This window comes from Kineococcus aridisoli, from assembly GCF_050871885.1.
Classification (GTDB): domain Bacteria; phylum Actinomycetota; class Actinomycetes; order Actinomycetales; family Kineococcaceae; genus Kineococcus.
On the sequence record NZ_JBJLSF010000004.1, the window covers coordinates 87,468 to 105,453 of the forward strand.

General features: G+C 74.2%; 13 protein-coding genes and 1 tRNA gene. 1 reads left to right on the plus strand and 13 read right to left on the minus strand.

The window, feature by feature from the left end:
* Positions 1-29: 29 nt before the first annotated feature.
* Together ACRYM2_RS02450 and ACRYM2_RS02455 are read right to left on the minus strand one after the other, a co-directional pair.
* Positions 30-1,172 (minus strand): glycosyltransferase, encoded by a 1,143-nt coding sequence (locus tag ACRYM2_RS02450; RefSeq protein WP_432519593.1) that lies wholly within the window; start codon positions 1,170-1,172, stop codon positions 30-32.
* Positions 1,169-2,593, minus strand: coding sequence for a sugar transferase (locus ACRYM2_RS02455; protein WP_432519594.1), 1,425 nt, complete (start codon positions 2,591-2,593; stop codon positions 1,169-1,171). Before ACRYM2_RS02455 ends, ACRYM2_RS02450 begins: the two co-directional genes overlap by 4 nt.
* 73 nt (positions 2,594-2,666) lie before the next feature.
* Between ACRYM2_RS02455 and ACRYM2_RS02460 the strand changes: the two genes are divergently transcribed.
* Complete coding sequence (locus tag ACRYM2_RS02460; RefSeq protein WP_432519595.1) at positions 2,667-4,058, plus strand: tyrosine-protein kinase domain-containing protein; 1,392 nt, start codon at positions 2,667-2,669, stop codon at positions 4,056-4,058.
* On the opposite strand, the gene ACRYM2_RS02465 is transcribed toward ACRYM2_RS02460, so the two are convergent.
* The 11 genes from ACRYM2_RS02465 to dnaA all read right to left on the minus strand — a co-directional run bounded on the left by ACRYM2_RS02465 (position 4,007) and on the right by dnaA (position 17,613).
* Positions 4,007-4,648 (minus strand): arsenate reductase/protein-tyrosine-phosphatase family protein, encoded by a 642-nt coding sequence (locus ACRYM2_RS02465; RefSeq protein WP_432519597.1) that lies wholly within the window; start codon positions 4,646-4,648, stop codon positions 4,007-4,009. The two genes, ACRYM2_RS02460 and ACRYM2_RS02465, sit on opposite strands and share 52 nt — an antisense overlap.
* Entirely contained in the window at positions 4,645-5,688 is a 1,044-nt protein-coding gene (locus ACRYM2_RS02470) for an AAA family ATPase (protein WP_432519598.1), read from the minus strand. The genes ACRYM2_RS02465 and ACRYM2_RS02470 overlap by 4 nt, the downstream gene beginning before the upstream one ends.
* Before the next feature lie 89 nt (positions 5,689-5,777).
* A tRNA-Ile gene (locus tag ACRYM2_RS02475) sits at positions 5,778-5,854 on the minus strand.
* Between the two features lie 80 nt (positions 5,855-5,934).
* The gene (locus ACRYM2_RS02480; protein WP_432519600.1) at positions 5,935-6,390 is read right to left on the minus strand and encodes a DUF3566 domain-containing protein; all 456 of its coding nucleotides are present in this window, start codon (positions 6,388-6,390) and stop codon (positions 5,935-5,937) included.
* Positions 6,387-9,128 (minus strand): DNA gyrase subunit A, encoded by a 2,742-nt coding sequence (gene gyrA, locus ACRYM2_RS02485; protein WP_432519601.1) that lies wholly within the window; start codon positions 9,126-9,128, stop codon positions 6,387-6,389. The genes ACRYM2_RS02480 and gyrA overlap by 4 nt, the downstream gene beginning before the upstream one ends.
* Positions 9,129-9,186: 58 nt before the next feature.
* A complete protein-coding gene (gene gyrB / locus ACRYM2_RS02490) occupies positions 9,187-11,265 on the minus strand; it encodes a DNA topoisomerase (ATP-hydrolyzing) subunit B (RefSeq protein ID WP_432519603.1) in 2,079 nt (692 codons plus the stop codon).
* A gap of 202 nt (positions 11,266-11,467) precedes the next feature.
* Entirely contained in the window at positions 11,468-12,103 is a 636-nt protein-coding gene (locus tag ACRYM2_RS02495; RefSeq protein WP_432519604.1) for a DciA family protein, read from the minus strand.
* A complete protein-coding gene (recF, locus tag ACRYM2_RS02500) occupies positions 12,096-13,271 on the minus strand; it encodes a DNA replication/repair protein RecF (RefSeq protein ID WP_432519606.1) in 1,176 nt (391 codons plus the stop codon). Before recF ends, ACRYM2_RS02495 begins: the two co-directional genes overlap by 8 nt.
* A gap of 8 nt (positions 13,272-13,279) precedes the next feature.
* Positions 13,280-14,233 carry a phosphogluconate dehydrogenase (NAD(+)-dependent, decarboxylating) gene (gnd, locus tag ACRYM2_RS02505; protein WP_432519617.1) on the minus strand — a complete coding sequence of 318 codons (954 nt, stop codon included), beginning with the start codon at positions 14,231-14,233 and terminating at the stop codon, positions 13,280-13,282.
* 27 nt (positions 14,234-14,260) lie between these two features.
* Positions 14,261-15,388, minus strand: coding sequence for a DNA polymerase III subunit beta (gene dnaN, locus ACRYM2_RS02510; RefSeq protein ID WP_432519607.1), 1,128 nt, complete (start codon positions 15,386-15,388; stop codon positions 14,261-14,263).
* A gap of 650 nt (positions 15,389-16,038) precedes the next feature.
* Positions 16,039-17,613 carry a chromosomal replication initiator protein DnaA gene (dnaA, locus tag ACRYM2_RS02515; RefSeq protein WP_432519608.1) on the minus strand — a complete coding sequence of 525 codons (1,575 nt, stop codon included), beginning with the start codon at positions 17,611-17,613 and terminating at the stop codon, positions 16,039-16,041.
* Between the last annotated feature and the right edge of the window lie 373 nt (positions 17,614-17,986).

Sequence of the window (17,986 nt, forward strand, 5' to 3'; positions counted from 1 at the left end):
TGGTGGGCGGCCCGGTGGGCGGCCCGGCCTCAACCCGGCAGCAGCCCGGCGGCCAGGGTGCGCAGCTCCTCGCCCCGGCTCGCCCAGTCGTGGCCGGCGGCCAGCCGGGCCGCCCGGGCGGGCAGCTGCGGGTCGGCGTCGGCGAGGACGTCCAGGACCCGGCGCACGAAGGCGTCCGCGCTCGCCTCCACGTGGACGGCGCCGGGGGCGGGCCGCACGGCGGGCAGCGCGGTGCTGACCACGGCGAGCCCGGCGGCCAGGTACTCGTGCACCTTCAGCGGGCTGATCCCGACGGTCAGCGGGGAGATCCGGTAGGGCACGAGGCCGACGCGGGCGGCGGCGAGCTCGGCGGCCAGCGCCGTCGGCTCCAGCGGGGCCACGACCTCGGCGCCGGCGGCCAGCAGGGCCCGCCAGGCGGGGTCGGCGGCCGTGCCGTCGGCCAGCGGGCCGATCAGCCGCACCCTGCCGCGGCCGCGCAGCGCGGTGGCCAGCCGCGCCAGCAGCGGCAGGTCGAGCTTGTGCGCGGCGAGGGTGCCGGCGACGACGACCACCGGCTCGCGCGGGGCGCTGCGCCGGCGCACGGCGTCGGCGAAGAGGGCCACGTCCGCCACGTTCGGCAGGCAGCGGGTGCGCGCGAAGCCGCGCTCGCGCAGGTGCGCCTCGACGGCGGGGCTGCTCGCGAGCGCGAGGTCGGTGCCCGCCGCCAGCGAGCGCTCGGCCGCCAGCAGCCGGCCGCGGTGGACCCCGGGGTTCTCGTGCAGCAGGTCCACGAGGTGGTACGCGGTGGCGTCCGCCAGCGCCTCCAGCCCGTAGCTGAACGGCGTGTACGTCCACAGCAGGCGGGGTCCGGGGTGCTCGACCCAGGGGCGCAGCTGCCGCGTCAGCGCCCAGCCGTTGACCGCGCGGGTGGACGGGGCGTGGTGCGGGAGCAGCCGGGGGGTGAGGACGCGCACCCCGGCGGGCACCGGGCGGCGGGTGCGCGCCGCGGGTTCGCGGCGCAGCCGGCGCAGGACGCGGCGGGCGTCACTGGGGCGCAGCCTGCGGGTTCCGGTGCCCTCGGCGAAGAGGACCGGCCAGCGCTGCGCCAGCGCCGCGGCGGCGGAGTGCTGGTTGGTGGCGATGACGGCGTCCCAGTCGGCCGTGCCGAGCACCAGCACCAGCGGCGCGCTCACCGGCCCGCGGCCGTGAGGACCTGGCCGACGGTGCGCAGCAGGATCTTCACGTCCAGCCACAGCGTCCAGTTCTCCACGTAGTGGTTGTCGAAGCGGGCCCGGTCCCCGATCGAGGTGTCCCCGCGCAGCCCGTTGACCTGGGCCCAGCCGGTGATGCCGCAGGGCACCCGGTGCCGCCACGGGTAGTCGGCGTGCTCGGCGCTGAAGCGCTCGACGAAGAAGGGGCGCTCGGGGCGGGGCCCGACGAGCGACATGTCGCCGCGCAGCACGTTCCACAGCTGGGGCAGCTCGTCCACGGAGGTGCGCCGCAGCCAGCGCCCCACCGGGCCGATGCGCTCGTCGGTGGCGATGCTCCAGCGGGTGGCGGCCTCGCGCTCGTCGGCGCGCAGCGTGCGCAGCTTCAGCAGCTCGAAGCGGCGGCCGTCGAGCCCGACGCGCTCCTGGCGGAACAGCGCGCCGGGGCCCACCTCGGGGCGCACCGCCAGCGCGGCCAGCACGAGCAGGGGGGTGACGGCGAGCAGCCCCAGCGCGGAGGCGGTGACGTCCAGGACCCGCTTGAGCGGCCAGGTGGCCGCGCGGAAGGCGGGGCGGCGCAGCTTGACCAGCGGCACACCGCGGACGGTGTGCACGAGGCGGTGGGTGCTGGTGACCTGCCAGAAGCGCGGGACGGTGAGGATCTCCACGTCCAGGCCCTGCGAGCCCCGCAGCACGTCCACGACGAGGTGCTCGGGGGCGCTGGAGAAGGCGATGACGACGACGGAGGCGTGGTGCTCGCGCACGAGGGCGGGCAGGTCGGCGATCCGGCCCAGCACCGGCAGCGTGCGCTCGCCCGCCGGCAGCCGCGGGTCGTCGTCCACGAAGCCCACGGGCAGCAGGCCGTGCTCGCCGCTGCCGAGGATGTCCACGAGCTGCTGGCCCAGCCCGCCGCAGCCGACGACGAGGGTGCGGTGGGCGACGCGGCCGCTGAGGCGGCTGCGCCGGCGCAGGGCGTACAGCACCGTGCGGGCCAGCACGACGAGCCCGGTCTGCACGAGGACGGCGTCCAGCGCCGAGGGCGCGCCGCGCCCGAGGCCGGTGGCGGTCTGGACCAGGGAGGTGACGCCGACGGCGGCGACGGCGGCGCCGAGGACCTGCGGCAGGTCGTCGAGGACGCTGAGGTCCAGGCGCGGCCGGTACAGGCCCACGCAGGCGTGCACGAGCAGCACGGAGACGGCGAAGACGCCGACGGCGGGGTCGTCGCGGCCGAGGAGGAGGACCACGAGGAGGACGCAGGTGCTGTCGGCGAGCAGCATCAGCAGCGCCAGCGGGTTGCGCCGGCGCGGCGGGCGCGGGGTCTCCGGGGTCTCCGGGGTCTCCGGGGTGCCCGTCCGCACCGGGGGGCGCTCCGGGGCGCTCCACCCGCTCGTCATGGTCACGGTCATCCGTCGTCGTCGCGGCGTGTCGACTTGAGCTCCAGGGCGTTCAAGTGCTGGTGCCGGTGGCCGATGGATCGCCGTGGACCTGGTCGACTACCTGCGCGCCCTGCGCAAGCACTGGGTCCTCGTGCTGCTCGCGGTCCTGCTGGGCGCCGGGGGCGGAGCCGCCTCGCACGCCGCCAGCGCGCCGGTCTACCGCGCGGACTGCCTGCTGTTCGTGTCCATGCACGACACCGGCAACGCCGCCATGCTCATGCAGGGCAGCATGTTCACCCAGCAGCGCGTGCAGTCCTACACCGGCGTGCTCACCAGCCCCAAGGTGCTGCAGCCGGTCATCGACGAGCTCGACCTGGACACCACGCCGCGGGCGCTGGCCGAGCACGTGAACTCCCAGGCCCCGGTGGGCACGGTGCTCATCGAGGTGACCGTCGACGAGTCCTCGCCGCAGCTGGCCGCCGACGTCGCCAACGCGGTCGCCGAGCACTTCGGCGCGGTGGTCAGCGAGCTCGAGCAGGCCACCCCGGACACCCTGAGCCCGGTGCGGATCAGCGTGCTGCGCCCCGCGGAGGTCCGCGAGGAGCCGATCGCCCCCGACCTCGCGCGCGAGCTGGCCCTGGGGCTGCTGTGCGGGATCGTGCTCGGCACCGGGCTCGCGGTCCTGCGCGAGGTGCTCGACACGAGCGTCAAGACGCTGTCGGCGATCACCGAGCTGGGCGCCCCGGCCCTGGGCGCGGTGCCCGCGGGCACCCCCGGCCACCGCCCCGACCTCGTCGTCGAGGGTTCGCGGACCCCGCAGTCGGAGGCGCTGCGCCAGATCCGCACCGACCTGCAGTTCGCCGACGTCGACCGCCCGCCGCAGCTGGTCGTGGTCACCTCGGCGCTGCCCGGCGAGGGCAAGAGCACCACGGCCGTGAACCTCGCGCTGACGGCGGCGACGGCCGGGGTGCGCACGATCCTCGTCGAGGGCGACCTGCGGCTGCCCCGGGTCGCGGAGTACCTCGGCGTGGAGGACAGCGCCGGGCTGACGACGGTGCTGGCCGGCCGCGCCGACCTCGACGACGTGCTGCAGCCCTACGGCGACACGCTGCTGTCCGTGCTGGCCAGCGGGCCCGTGCCGCTCAACCCGGCGGCGCTGCTGGGCTCGCGGCACATGAGCGAGCTGCTGACCCGGCTGCGCGAGCGCGCGGAGCTGGTGATCATCGACAGCCCGCCCCTGCTGCCGGTGGCGGACGCCACCGTGCTGGCCAGGCAGGCCGACGGGGCGGTGGTCGTCGTGCGCCACGGCCGCACGCGGCGCGAGCACCTGGCGCGCGGTCTGGAGCGGTTGCGGGCCGTCGACGCCCGCGTCCTGGGCGGCGTCCTGACGATGGTGCCCCCGCGCCGCTCGGACGTCACCTACGCCTACGAGTACGGCTACGGCTACCAGCCGGTGGCCTCCACCGACGACGAACCGGTGCCGCTGGAGCGCTGAGGGGCCGGCAGGCAGTCGACGACGACCCGCAGCGCCTCGTCGAGGCGGCGCGCCAGGCGCAGCTGGTCCTCGACAGGCTCGCCGTGCACGTCCGGCAGGTCGTCGGCGGCCGGGTCGTCCGGAGCGGTCGGCCCGCGCCAGGCGGGGGCGGCGGTGACGAGCGCGCGCAGCCCCGTCGCGAGCGGCGCGCCGGCGGGCAGCCGCCGGCCGTCGCGCAGGCAGCGGGAGATGCGCGCGAGCTCGAGGGCGGTGAAGGTGCGCCGCTGGGCCGCGGGCACGGCGCGGATGACGTGCGAGCGGTGCTCGCGCGTCATCGTCACGACGAGGTCGGCCGCGCGCACCTGCTCCTCGTCGAGCTGGCGGGCGACCTGGGCGGGCGCGACGGGGCGGCGCAGCCGCCGCAGCACCTCGGCGACCTCGGGGTCGGTGCTCCCGCCGGGCAGCGCCCGGGTGCCGGAGCTGGTGACGCGCACGGTGGCGGCGCTCTCCCCGAACCGCTCGAGCAGGTGGTGGCGCAGCAGCGCGGTCGCCAGCGGGGAGCGGCTGACGTTGGCGGTGCAGACGACGAGGACCTCGAAGCGGGTCCTCACGGCGCCATCCTCAGCACCTGGCGGCGTTCGCGCAGCGCGGCGAGCAGCGCGGCCGTCTCCACCTGCGCGGCGCCGTCGAGGACGGACTGCTTCGCCGCCAGCGCCGCCGCGGCCGCGACCTGCTCGTGGCTGAGGCCGCTGGCGGTCGAGGCCACCCGCGGCCACTCGACGCCGCCGAGGTCGAATCCGCGCAGCCGGCGCAGGACGACCTCCTGCACGACGCCCGTGCTGGGCAGCGGGTAGTCCAGGACCGTGTCGAAGCGGCGCAGCACGGGGCGCTCGAGGAGCTCGGGCCGGTTCGTGGTCACCACGACGACCCCGCGGGAGGCGTCCGCGTCGAGCAGGGCGGTGAAGCGCCGCAGCACCTCGCGCAGCCGGCCACCGCCGCGCTCGCCACCGCCGCGCTCGCCGCCGTCGGCGTCGAGCAGGGCGTCGAGGTCGTCGAAGAGGCAGACCGCGCGCGCCTGGGCGAGCAGGTCGAAGACCAGCGTCAGCGCGGTGGCGGCCTCGTCGGCGGGCAGCTCGGCGACGGCGTCCAGGCGCACGGTGAACACCGGCAGCCCCAGCTCGGTCGCGACGACCCGCGCGGTCATCGACTTGCCGGTGCCGGGCGGGCCGGTGAGCAGCAGGGTGCGCAGCGGCTCGAAGCCGCGGGCCCGCAGCGCATCGGCGTGCCGCTGCTCGGTGAGCACGCGGTGCAGCCGGGCCATGACGTCGCTGCTGAGGGCGAGGTCGGCCAGCTGCTCCTCGGGGCGGGAGACGGTCAGGACCCGGCCGAGCTCGCCGCGGGGCTGCACGACGGGAGCCGGTGCGGGCGGCGGCTCGGGCGGCGCGGAGCGGGTGCTCGCGCGGCGCTCCTCGCGCGGCGGGCGTTCGGCGAGGGCGCCGCGGACCTCCTCGGCGTCGCGGCGGCGGCCGTTGCGGGCGGCCTGCTCGGCGAGCTCGTGGACGACGGCGCGGAAGCGGGCCTCGTCGCCGGAGCTGTGGCTCTGCACGAGCGCCTTGACGTGGCCCGTGGTCGCCAGCAGCCGTCCCTCCACCCCAGGAGCTTACCGTGGGTCACCTGTTGTCACTGGGGCATCGGCGGGAACGACGAGAGCCCCGTCCGCGGTGGACGGGGCTCTCGTGGTGGTGGGCCTAGGAGGACTTGAACCTCCGACCTCTTCCTTATCAGGGAAGCGCTCTAACCGACTGAGCTATAGGCCCGCTGCCGAGCACGGGGCGCGGCGTCACCTCAAGCTTACCGGATGCCCGGCGGTGCCTCGCACCGGCCGGTGCCGCACCGGTCAGTCGTCGGAGAGCGTGACGTGCAGCCCGCCGACGAGCGCGGCGGAGACGTTGTAGAGGAACGCCACGATGGTCGACAGCGCCGTCAGCAGCACGACGTCCACGACCGCCACGACCGTGGCCAGGGAGATGACCTTCCCGAAGCCGACGTAGTCGAGCAGGTCGAAGTCGATCTCGTTGCCGACGACGTCGCGCAGCAGGCCGTTGAGGTCGGTGAAGACCCCCATCCCGTCGAGCACGCTCCAGATGACCGCCGTGGCCACGACGAGGGCGATGCCCACGGCGACCGACAGCAGGAACGACAGCTTCGTCACCGACCACGGGTCGATCCGCGCCAGCGTGAGGCGCACCCGTCGGGGGACCGAGTCCACCCCGTTGCGGGGGCGGGCCGTCCCGGCCGCGGCCGAGGCGGCCGAAGCGGTCGACGGCTGCGCCGTGCGTTCGGCGGGGCTCACTCGTCACCTCCGGGATCGGGCTCGCTGCTCGAGACCTCACCGGACGGTACGCCATCACCGGGGCCCGCCACAGGGTCGATGCCCGGTTCCTGCACAGGTGCTCCACCGATCGGGCCACCGGCGGCGACCTCGTCGGCCCCCTGCGCGGAGGCGAGGTCGTCCCCGCCACCGGCCACGTCCTGCAGCGGGTCGTCCACGCCCTCGGTCGTTGCGTCGGAGGCCTCCTCGGCCTCCACCTCGGCGTCGATGACGCGCTCGGCGTTGCGGGCGACGGCGAGGATGCGGTCGCCGCTCTCCGGCCGGGCGAAGGTGACGCCCATGGTGTCGCGGCCCTTGGCCGGCACCTCGTCGACGCGCGAGCGCACGACCCGCCCGCCCTGCATGACGACGAGCACCTCGTCGTCCTCGGAGACGGTGAGCGCCCCGACCAGGTCGCCGCGGGCGTCGGCCAGCTTGGCGACCTTGATCCCCAGGCCGCCGCGGCCCTGCTTGCGGTACTCGGCGATGCGGGTGCGCTTGGCGTAGCCGAGCTCGGTGACGACGAAGACGTCGAGGTCGTCGCGCGCGACGGCCATCGCCAGCAGCTCGTCGTCCCCGCGGAACTTCATGCCGGTCACCCCGGAGGTGGCGCGGCCCATGGGGCGCAGCGTGTCGTCGTCGGCCGAGAAGCGGACGCTCATGCCCTTGCGGGAGACGAGGAACAGGTCTTCCTGCTCGCCGACGAGGGCGGCGCCGAACAGCTCGTCGTCGGCCTCCTCGCCGCCGTCGGCGCCCGGCCGCTGGCGCAGGTTGATGGCGATGAGCCCGCCGGAGCGGTTGGAGTCGTACTCCGACAGCCGCGTCTTCTTGACGATCCCGCCGCGGGTGGCCAGCACCAGGTAGGGCGCCTGCTCGTAGTCCTCCAGGTCGAGGACGGCGACGATGCGCTCCCCCGGCTGGAAGGCCAGCAGGTTCGCCACGTGCTGGCCGCGGCCGTCGCGGCCGCCTTCGGGCAGCTCGTAGCCCTTGGCCCGGTAGACGCGGCCGAGGTTGGTGAAGAACAGCAGCCAGTGGTGGGTCGTCGTCGTGAAGAAGTGCTCGACGACGTCGTCCTCGCGCAGGCTCGCCCCGCGCACGCCGCGGCCGCCGCGGCGCTGGGCGCGGTAGAGGTCGGTGCGGGTGCGCTTGGCGTAGCCGCCGCGGGTCACCGTGACGACGACGTCCTCGACGGGGATGAGGTCCTCGACGCTCATGTCGCCCTCGAAGGGCAGCACCTGCGTCTGGCGCTCGTCGCCGTAGCGCTCGACCAGCTCGGTGAGCTCGTCGCCGACGATCTGCCGCTGCCGCTCGGGGCGGGCGAGGATGTCGTTGTAGTCGGTGATGAGCCGCTCGAGCTCGTCGTGCTCGTCGGTGATGCGCTGGCGCTCCAGGGCCGCCAGCCGGCGCAGCTGCATCTCCAGGATCGCGCGCGCCTGCACGTCGTCGATCTCCAGCAGCCCCATGAGGCCGTCGCGGGCGGCGTCGACCGTGGCGCTGGCGCGGATGAGGGCGATGACCTCGTCGAGCGCGTCGAGCGCCTTCAGCAGCGCCCGCAGGATGTGCGCGCGCTCCTGGGCGCGGCGCAGCCGGAAGCGGGTGCGGCGCTGGATGACGTCGAGCTGGTGGGTGATCCAGTGCTTGAGGAATGCGTGGATCGGCAGCGTGCGCGGCACGCCGTCGACGAGCGCGAGCATGTTCGCGCCGAAGTTCTGCTGCAGCTGGGTGTGCTTGTAGAGGTTGTTGAGCACGACCTTGGCCACCGCGTCGCGGCGCAGCACGATGACCAGCCGCTGCCCGGTGCGCCCGGAGGTGTGGTCCTGCACGTCCGCGATGCCGGACAGGCGCCCGTCGCGCACGAGGTGCGCGATGTTCTCGGCGAGGTTGTCCGGGTTGACCTGGTACGGCAGCTGGCTGACGACCAGGCAGGTGCGCCCGGAGATCTCCTCGACCTCCACGACGGCCCGCATGGTGATGGACCCGCGGCCGGTGCGGTACGCGTCGTCGATGCCGCGGTGCCCCAGGATGAGCGCCCCGGTGGGGAAGTCCGGGCCCTTGATGCGCTGCAGCATGGCGGCCAGCTGCTCGTCGTCGCCGGCGTCGGGGTTCTGCAGCAGCCAGTGCACCCCGGCGGCGACCTCGCGCAGGTTGTGCGGCGGGATGTTCGTCGCCATGCCGACGGCGATGCCGGCGGAGCCGTTGACGAGCAGGTTGGGGAACCGGCTGGGCAGGACGTCGGGCTCGTCGGTGTGCCCGTCGTAGTTCGGCGAGAAGTCGACGGTCTCCTCGTCGATGTCGCGGACCATCTCCATGGCCAGCGGCGCCATCCGGCACTCGGTGTAGCGCGGGGCGGCGGCGGGGTCGTTGCCGGGCGAGCCGAAGTTGCCCTGGCCGTCGATGAGCGGGTAGCGCAGCGACCAGTCCTGGGCCAGCCGCACGAGGGCGTCGTAGATCGAGGTGTCGCCGTGCGGGTGGTAGTGGCCCATGACGTCGCCGACGACGCGGGCGCACTTGGAGTAGCCGCGGTCCGGGCGGTAGCCGCCGTCGTACATGGCGTAGAGCACCCGCCGGTGCACGGGCTTGAGGCCGTCGCGCACGTCGGGCAGCGCCCGGGACACGATGACGCTCATCGCGTAGTCGAGGTACGACCGCTGCATCTCCAGCTGCAGGTCGACCTGCTCGACGCGGTCTCCGGTGGGTGGTTCGGTGGTGCTCTCGCTCACGGGGGGTCCCTCTCAGGTCACGGGCTCGGGTGCTGGTTCCACGTGGAACGGGTGGGACCTACACGTCGAGGAACCTCACGTCGCGGGCGTTGCGCTGGATGAAGGAGCGGCGGGACTCCACGTCCTCGCCCATGAGGACGGAGAACACGGCGTCGGCGGCGGCGGCGTCCTCGAGCGTCACCTGCAGCAGCGTGCGGTGCTCGCGGTCCATCGTCGTCTCGGACAGCTCGTCCCAGTTCATCTCGCCCAGGCCCTTGTAGCGCTGCACCTGGTTCTCCTTGGGCAGCTTCTTGCCCGCCGCCCGGCCGGCCGCGATGAGGGCGTCGCGCTCGCGGTCGGAGTAGGCGAACTCGTGCGCCGCACCGCCCATCCACTTGATGCGGTACAGCGGCGGCTGCGCCAGGTAGACGTGGCCGTTCTCCACCAGCGGGCTCATGTAGCGGAACAGCAGGGTCAGCAGCAGCGTGCGGATGTGCTGCCCGTCGACGTCCGCGTCGGCCATGATGATGATCTTGTGGTACCGCAGCTTGTCGAGGGTGAACTCCTCGCCGATGCCGGTGCCGAACGCCGTGATGAGCGCCTGCACCTCCTGGTTGCCCAGGGCGCGGTCCAGCCGGGCCTTCTCGACGTTGAGGATCTTGCCGCGGATCGGCAGGATCGCCTGCGTGCGCGGGTCGCGGCCGCGGGTGGCCGAACCGCCCGCGGAGTCGCCCTCGACGATGAAGACCTCGCACTCGGCGGGGTTGTTGGACTGGCAGTCCTTGAGCTTGCCGGGCAGCGAGTTGCGCTCCAGCAGCGACTTGCGGCTGGCTTCGCGGGCCTTGCGGGCCGCCTGGCGCGCCACCGACGCCGAGTGCGCCTTCTTCGCGATCGTGTACGCCTCCTTGGGGTTGGAGGCGAACCAGTGCCCGAGGTGCTCGCGCACCTGGGCGTTGACGAAGGTGCGCGCCGAGGTGTTGCCCAGCTTCGTCTTCGTCTGGCCCTCGAACTGCGGCTCGGACAGCTTCACCGAGATGACGGCCGTCAGGCCCTCGCGGATGTCGGAGCCCTCGAGGGTCTCGTCGGCCTTGAGCAGCGCCGGCTTGGCCGAGCGGGCGTAGTCCTGCACGAGCGAGGTGAGCGCCGTGCGGAAGCCCGTCTCGTGGGTGCCGCCCTCGGTGGTGTTGATGGTGTTGGCGTAGGTGAAGACGGCCTCGGAGTAGGCCGTCGTCCACTGCATGGCGATCTCCACGGAGATGCCCTGCTCGGTGTCCTCCGCCTCCAGCGAGATGATCGACTCGTGCAGGGGCTCGTTCTTCTTCTGCGCGTTGACGTGGCGCACGTAGTCGACGAGACCGCCGTCGTAGCGGTAGACGACCTCGCGCTGGGCCTTCTCGTCGGTGGACTCGGCCTCGCCGGCGTCCTCGGCGTGCACGCGCTCGTCGCACAGCGAGATCGTCAGCCCCTTGTTGAGGAAGGCCATCTGCTGGAAGCGGGTGCGCAGGGTCTCGAAGTCGAAGACCGTCGTCTCGAAGGTCTCCGCGCTGGGCCAGAACGTCACCGTGGTGCCGGTCTCCTCGGTGGCCTCGCCCTTGACCAGCGGCGCGACCGGCACGCCGCCCGCGTAGGACTGCCGCCAGGCGTGCCCCTGCCGGCGCACCTCGACGTCGAGGCGGCGGGAGAGCGCGTTGACGACGGAGATGCCGACGCCGTGCAGACCGCCGGAGACGGAGTAGCCGCCGCCGCCGAACTTGCCGCCGGCGTGCAGGACGGTGAGCACGACCTCCACGGCCGGGCGCCCCTCCCCCGGCATGACGTCGACGGGGATGCCGCGGCCGTTGTCGCGCACGCGCACGCCGCCGTCGGCGGTCAGGGTGACGTCGATCGTGTCGCAGTACCCGGCGAGCGCCTCGTCGACGGAGTTGTCGACGACCTCGTAGACGAGGTGGTGCAGACCGCGCTCACCGGTGGAGCCGATGTACATGCCGGGGCGCTTGCGCACGGCCTCGAGGCCCTCGAGCACGGTGATGGCGTCGGCGCCGTACTCCGGGCGGGGAGCGCCGTCGGGGGCCACCGCGTCGGCCAGCGACGGGGCCTCCTGCGGCGGGGGTGCCGGGGTGTTCGCGTCCTGGGGGCCGGTCGGGTTCTCGTCGGGCACGGGCGCGGGCTCTCCCTCTGCGTCGAGGCGGGGCGCGGAGAGCTCCGCACCCGCCTGGGGTCAGCCCATTCTACCCCTCCGCGGGGCGCCGATCGCGCTGAGCGGGTCTGTGCGTGCCTCTCGGCGGGTCGGACCCCGTGGCGCGTGGGTCCCTACGCGGACGGGGTCCCGAGGCGTCCTCGCCGTCTCCGCCCGCTCTCCGTCACCCGTAGGTGTCGCGCGGCCCCCGACCACCGGGCGCCGAGCGCCCGCCCTTGCGCCACGACGGCGCCGACGGGCCGCGCACGACGACCTTGGTGACGACCCCGTGGCCGAGCTCCTCGTCGAGGCGGCGCACGAGGTGGCTGGTGAGCAGCCGCACCTGGGTGGCCCACGCCGTGGACTCGGCCCGCACCACCAGGGTGCCGTCCTTGAGGGTCTCCGGCGTGCAGTGCCCGGCCAGCTCCGGGCCGACCACGACGTCCCAGCGCCCGAACGCCCCGCCCACCGCGACCGGCTGCTCCCAGCCGCGCTCGCCGACGAGGCGGCCCAGCGTCGCGTCCAGGCTCTGCGGGTCGCGGGCGTCGGGCCAGGCCCCGGAGCGGGCGGAGGCGTCGGCCCGCCGCCCGCGGCCGGCGCGCGCGTCCTCGCCGGAGGCGGAGCGGCGCCCGCCCAGCGGGGCGTGCCCGGGGCGCAGGCCCTTGGCCGCCGCGGCCGCGCGGGCCCGCCCCAGGGCCGTGCGCGCCAGGTCGGCGCCGGCGGCGTCCTCGCCGGCGGGGCCGCCGGCGGGCTCCTCCTCGCCGGCGGTGGGCCCGTCCGCGGTGGACCCGGCAGGCCCGGCGGCCGGCGGCTCAGTCACCGCGGACCGCCCGTCCCGCGCTGACGTGCACCCGGTCGGCCCCCGCACCGCGCAGCGCGTCGGGGACGTCCTCGGGCACGGCCGCGGTCACGAGCACCTGCTCGGCGTCGGCGACCACCTCCGCCAGCCGCCGGCGGCGGCCGGCGTCGAGCTCGGCGAAGACGTCGTCGAGCACGAGGACGGGACCGCCGGGGTCCTCCGCGACGTCGTCGGCCAGCAGCAGCCGGTAGCTGGCCAGCCGCAGCCCCAGGGCCACCGACCAGCTCTCGCCGTGGCTGGCGTAGCCCTTGGCCGGCATCCCGCCGAGGGTGAGGACGAGGTCGTCGCGGTGCGGGCCGACCAGGCACACGCCCCGCTCCAGCTCCGCCTTGCGCTGCTCGGCCATCCCCGCCAGCAGCGCCTCGCGCAGCGCGGGGCGGTCCGGCACCGCGCCCCCGGGTTCGGTGGCCACCCCCTCGGCCAGCAGCGGCAGCCCCGAGCGGTACCCCAGCTCCAGGTCCCCCTGACCGGCGCTCACCGCGCGGTAGGCGCCGTCGGCCGGTGCGCGCAGGTCCCCGAGCAGCGCCAGCCGGGCCGACAGCAGGTCGGCGCCCGTGGTGGCCAGGTGCTCGTCCCAGACCTCCAGCGCGGAGGTGTCGGCCCGGCCGGAGCGCATCGCGGAGCCGGCCGACTTCAGCAGCGCGGTCCGCTGGCGCAGGATGCGGTCGTAGTCGGCCCGCACCCCCGCCACCCGCGGCCAGCGGGTGACGAGGAGGTCGTCCAGGTAGCGCCGGCGCTCCCCCGGGTCGCCCTTGACGAGGGCGAGGTCCTCCGGGGCGAAGAGCACCGTGCGCAGCACGCCGAGCACGTCGCGCACCCGCCGGACCGGGTTGCCGTTGAGGCGGGCCCGGTTGGCCCGGCCGGGCGTGATCTCCAGCTCGACCAGCGCCCGGCGCCCGCCGCGCACCAGCTGCGCCCGCACGACGGCGCGCGCCGCTCCCTGCCGCACGAGCGGGCCGTCACCGGAGACCCGGTGGCTGCCCAGCGTCGCGACGTAGCCCACGGCCTCGACCAGGTTGGTCTTGCCCTGCCCGTTGAGCCCGACGAAGGTCGTCGTCCCGGGGTGCAGGTCGAGTTCGAGGCTCGGGTAGGAGCGGTAGTCGACGAGCGAGAGGTGCGCGACGTGCACGCGGGGGGTCAGCCGTTCGTGGAGCCCGTGCCCGAGGTGGGCCCGGCCTGCGTCACGGCGTGGCCGCCGAACTGGTTGCGCAGCGCGGCGACGGCCTTGATCGAGGGCGAGTCCTCCTGGCGGGAGGCGAAGCGGGCGAAGAGGGCGGCCGCGAGCACGGGCATGGGGACCGCGTTCTCGATGGCCTGCTCCAGCGTCCAGCGGCCCTCGCCGGAGTCCTGCGCGTAGCCGCGGATGTTGTCCAGCTTCGGGTCCTCCTCCAGCGCGCGGACCATGAGGTCCAGCAGCCAGGAGCGCACGACGGTGCCGCGGGTCCACGCCTTGAAGACGGCGGGGACGTCGTGGATGATCCCCTTCGCCTCCAGCAGCTCGTAGCCCTCGGCGTAGGCGTGCATGAGGCCGTACTCGATGCCGTTGTGGACCATCTTCGAGTAGTGGCCCGCGCCGACGCCGCCGGCGTGGACGAAGCCCTCCTCGCGGGGGCCCTCGGGGCGCAGCGCGTCGAAGATCGGCATCGCCAGCTCCACGTGGTGCTTGGAGCCGCCGGCCATGAGGCCGTAGCCGTTGTCCTTGCCCCAGACCCCGCCGGAGACGCCGCAGTCGAGGTAGCCGGTGCCGCGCTCGGCGAGCAGCTTGGCGTTCACCTCGTCGTCGGTCCACTTGGAGTTGCCGCCGTCGATGACGAGGTCGCCGTCACCGAGCAGCGGGGCCAGGTTCGCGACGGTGTCACGGGTGATCTTGCCCGAGGGGACCATGACCCAGACGACCTTGGGCGAGGGCAGGGCCTCCACGAGGGCCGCCAGGCTCGCCACGTCGGTCACGTCCGGGTTGGGGTCGTACCCGGTGACCTCGATGCCCTTGTCGCGAAGGCGGGAGCGCATGTTCCCGCCCATCTTCCCCAGGCCGACGAGACCGATGTGCATGGAGGTACTCCCCTTCTCCGCCCGGCCTCGCCGGGCGATCCATCCGCCCGCGAGGGCGGCACCGGCTCAGCCGGCGAGACGGACCGGCATCAGCAGGTACCGGTAGCTGTCGTCGTCCTCCCCGTCGAGCTCCGCCTGGCCGGTGATGACCGCCGGGCGCGTCGACTGGGTGAACGAGAGTCGGGCGTAGGGCGCCGAGAGCGCCCCCAGCCCGTCGAGCAGGAACTGCGGGTTGAAGGCGATGGAGATGGACTCGCCGACGAGGGCGGCCTCGAGGGCCTCCGTCGCCTGCGCGTCCTCACCCTGTCCCGCCTCCAAGGACAGCACGCCGTCCTCGAAGCGCAACCTCACGGGCGTGTTGCGCTCGGCCACGAGGGCCACGCGCTTGACGGCCTCCACGAGGGCCGAGGTGGACACGACCGCGTGCGTGGGCGACTCCGCCGGGAACAGCGCCCGGACCTTGGGGTACTCGCCGTCGACGAGCAGGGAGGTCGAGTAGCGGCTCTCGGCCTGGAAGCCGATGAGGTCGCTGGTGCCGTCGCCCATGGCCAGCGTCAGCGAGCTCGTCGAGCCCAGCGAGCGCGCCACGTCGGACAGGGTGCGGGCCCGCACCAGCGCGACGGCGGAGATGTCGGTGCGCGCCGGGCTCCAGCGCAGCTCGCGCACGGCCAGGCGGTAGCGGTCGGTGGCCAGCAGCGTCAGCCGGTCGCCCTCGATCTCCATCCGGACGCCGGTGAGGATCGGCAGCGTCTCGTCGCGGCTGGCGGCGACGGTGACCTGCGCGACGGCCTCGGTGAACTCCCCGCCCGTGACGGCGCCGGAGGCGGCGGGCAGCGTCGGCAGCGTCGGGTACTCCTCGACGCTCATCGTCAGCAGCGTGAAGCGGCTCGCGCCGCAGGTGACGACGACCTTGGAGCCGTCCGTGGTCAGCGACACCGGCCGGCCCGGCAGGCTGCGCGAGATGTCGGCCAGCAGCCGGCCCGAGACGAGGACGCGGCCGGCGGTCCGCACGTCGGCGGGCAGCTCCACGCGGGCGGAGACCTCGTAGTCGAAGGTCGACAGCGTCAGGACGCCGTCCTCGGAGGCGTCGAGGAGCACGCCCGCCAGGACCGGCACCGGGGGCCTCGAGGGCAGAGCCCGGGCCGCCCACGCGACGGCATCGGCCAGCACGTCGCGTTCGACCTGCAGCTCCACCAGGCACCGCCTCCCCGTCGTCCCCCTGCGCGCGCCGGCGTCGTGCACGGCGGGCGGCTTCCGACAGTAGTGGAGCGCGTGCCGGTGCGGTGAACGGGCCCCGGAGGGGGTCCGGCGCTGCGGTCACGCAGCGTGAGCACGTTCGGGAGCCGGGCGCACAGCTTGTTCGAACGCCTCCGCGCGGCGGCGCGCCGTCCGCGGCTCGTCCCCAGGGGCTCCTCCCGGCCCTCCAGGCCGCCCGTCCCCACCACAGGTCCACAGTGCACGTGGGTTGACGGGTCGAATCGTAGAGGGGTCCATCGTCGTAGTAACCCTTGTGGAGCCTGTGGACGACGCGACGTCGTCGCAGGTCAGAGGCCTGATCGGGCCCTGGCGGCCGTGTGGACGGGCTGAGGACCGGGACGTGGCGCCGTCCACAGGCGCACACGGGCCGGAGCGCCCGTCCACGGCCGTCCCCAGGCGTCCCCTGCACCGTCCACCCGTCGTCCACCGCGTTGTCCACCGTTGGGGACACCGTCGTCCACAGGGCTGTCCCCAACGTGTGGACAACTGTGGACAGCGCTCGGGAGGCCCCTCGCCGGGCGGGCGCAGACGCGCGGAGGCCCCCGTCGACGATCGACGGGGGCCTCCGCGGGGAGCGGGTCAGGCGCTCAGGCGCCGGCCTGCTTCTTGATGCGGTTGGTCAGCTCGGTGACCTGGTTGTACGTGCTGCGGCGCTCGGCCATCTGCTGCTTGATCTTGCGCTCGGCGTGCATGACCGTCGTGTGGTCGCGGCCGCCGAAGTGCTGGCCGATCTTGGGCAGCGACAGCTCCGTGAGCTCCCGGCACAGGTACATGGCGATCTGGCGGGCCGTGACGAGCGTGCGCGAGCGGGAGGTGCCGCACAGGTCCTCCAGCGTGACGCTGAAGTACGAGGCGGTCTGGCCCATGATCGCAGCCGCCGTGATCTCCGGCGTCTCGTCGTTGGGGATGAGGTCGCGCAGCACGATCTCGGCGAGCTGCATGTCCACCGGCTGCCGGTTCAGGCTGGCGAAGGCCGTCACCCGGATCAGGGCGCCCTCGAGCTCGCGGATGTTGGAGGAGATCTTGGAGGCGATGTACTCGTTGACGTCGTCGGGGACCTCCAGGCGCTCCCCGATGGCCTTCTTGCGCAGGATGGCGATGCGCGTCTCGAGGTCCGGCGGCTGGACGTCGGTGATGAGGCCCCACTCGAAGCGGCTGCGCATCCGCTCCTCGAAGCCCGACAGCTGCTTGGGCGGCAGGTCGGAGGTGATCACGACCTGCTTGCTCGCGTTGTGCAGCGTGTTGAAGGTGTGGAAGAACTCCTCCTGCGTCTGCACCTTGTTGCTCAGGAACTGGATGTCGTCGATGAGCAGCACGTCGACGTCGCGGTGCCGGCGCTGGAAGGCCTGCGCCTTGTCGTCGCGGATGGAGTTGATGAAGTCGTTGGTGAACTCCTCGGAGTTCACGTAGCGCACCTGCACCCCCGGGTAGAGGTTCTGCGCGTAGTGCCCGATGGCGTGCAGCAGGTGCGTCTTGCCCAGCCCGGACTCGCCGTAGATGAACAGCGGGTTGTAGGCCTTCGCGGGCGCCTCGGCGACGGCCACCGCGGCCGCGTGCGCGAAGCGGTTGCTGGCGCCGATGACGAAGGTCTCGAAGATGTACTTGGGGTTCAGCCGCGCGTTCTCCACCTTGGTGGTGGAGCGGGTGCGCGGCACCTGCCGGCCGGTGCCCGGACCGCGGTCCACCTTGTAGCCGGTGAAGAGCAGGTCCGGGTCGGACTCGTCGAGCAGGGAGCCGCCCAGCGGGGCGTCGCCGTGCCGCGGCTCGTCGGCGTCGCCCGGCTGCGGCAGGGGGGTCTCGAACTCCGTGCGCAGCGCCGAGACGCGCTCGCGCTCCAGGCTGGGCACGCCGTCGTCGCCGGAGCGCTCGCCGGTGCGCTCGGGGGCCAGCGTCTGCCCGATGGAGGGGTCGACGGTCACCGCCAGCCGGATGGTGGAGCCCAGCTCCTCCGAGAGGGCGCGGGTCAGCGGCTCGCGGACCTTCTGCTCGATGACCTCCTTGGTGAGGTCGTTGGGCACCGCGAGCAGCGCGGTGCCGTCGAGCAGCCCCAGGGGCCGGGTCAGCCGGACGAACGCGCGCTGGTGCGGGGTGACCCCACCCTCGTCGAGCTGCGCGACGGCGCGCTCCCAGGCGCTGGGGAAGTCCCCTCCGTCGGTCTCCACTCGAGCCCTCTCCCGTCGTGCCGGATCCGTTCGACAGGTCTCGTCCACACCCCTGTCCACAGCTGTGCATGACCGTGGGGGTAGGACGAGGTGGCCCGTCGCAGCACCTGCTGCGGTGCGGGTCGTCGGCACGTCGAGCCGGACCGTAACAACGGCGGTGGCCGCCGTTCAAGTGCCGTCCGCTGCGGGGTCGCCGCACCGACACCCCGGCGGGCCGCGCCCGCCGTTCGTCGAGGGAACGGTACCGTCCCCGCCTCACCCGGACGGGCGCCCCCCGCGGCGGCCCCCGCCCCCGAGGACCCGCGTGCACCCACGACCGTACCCTCCACGGCATTGACCTCCGCGTCACGACACAACGGAACCCCAAACCCGA

Bases quoted from the DNA above. Each gene is read 5' to 3' on its own strand.
- ACRYM2_RS02455 (WP_432519594.1), bottom strand. From the start codon at position 2,593: ATGACCGTGACCATGACGAGCGGGTGGAGCGCCCCGGAGCGCCCCCCG.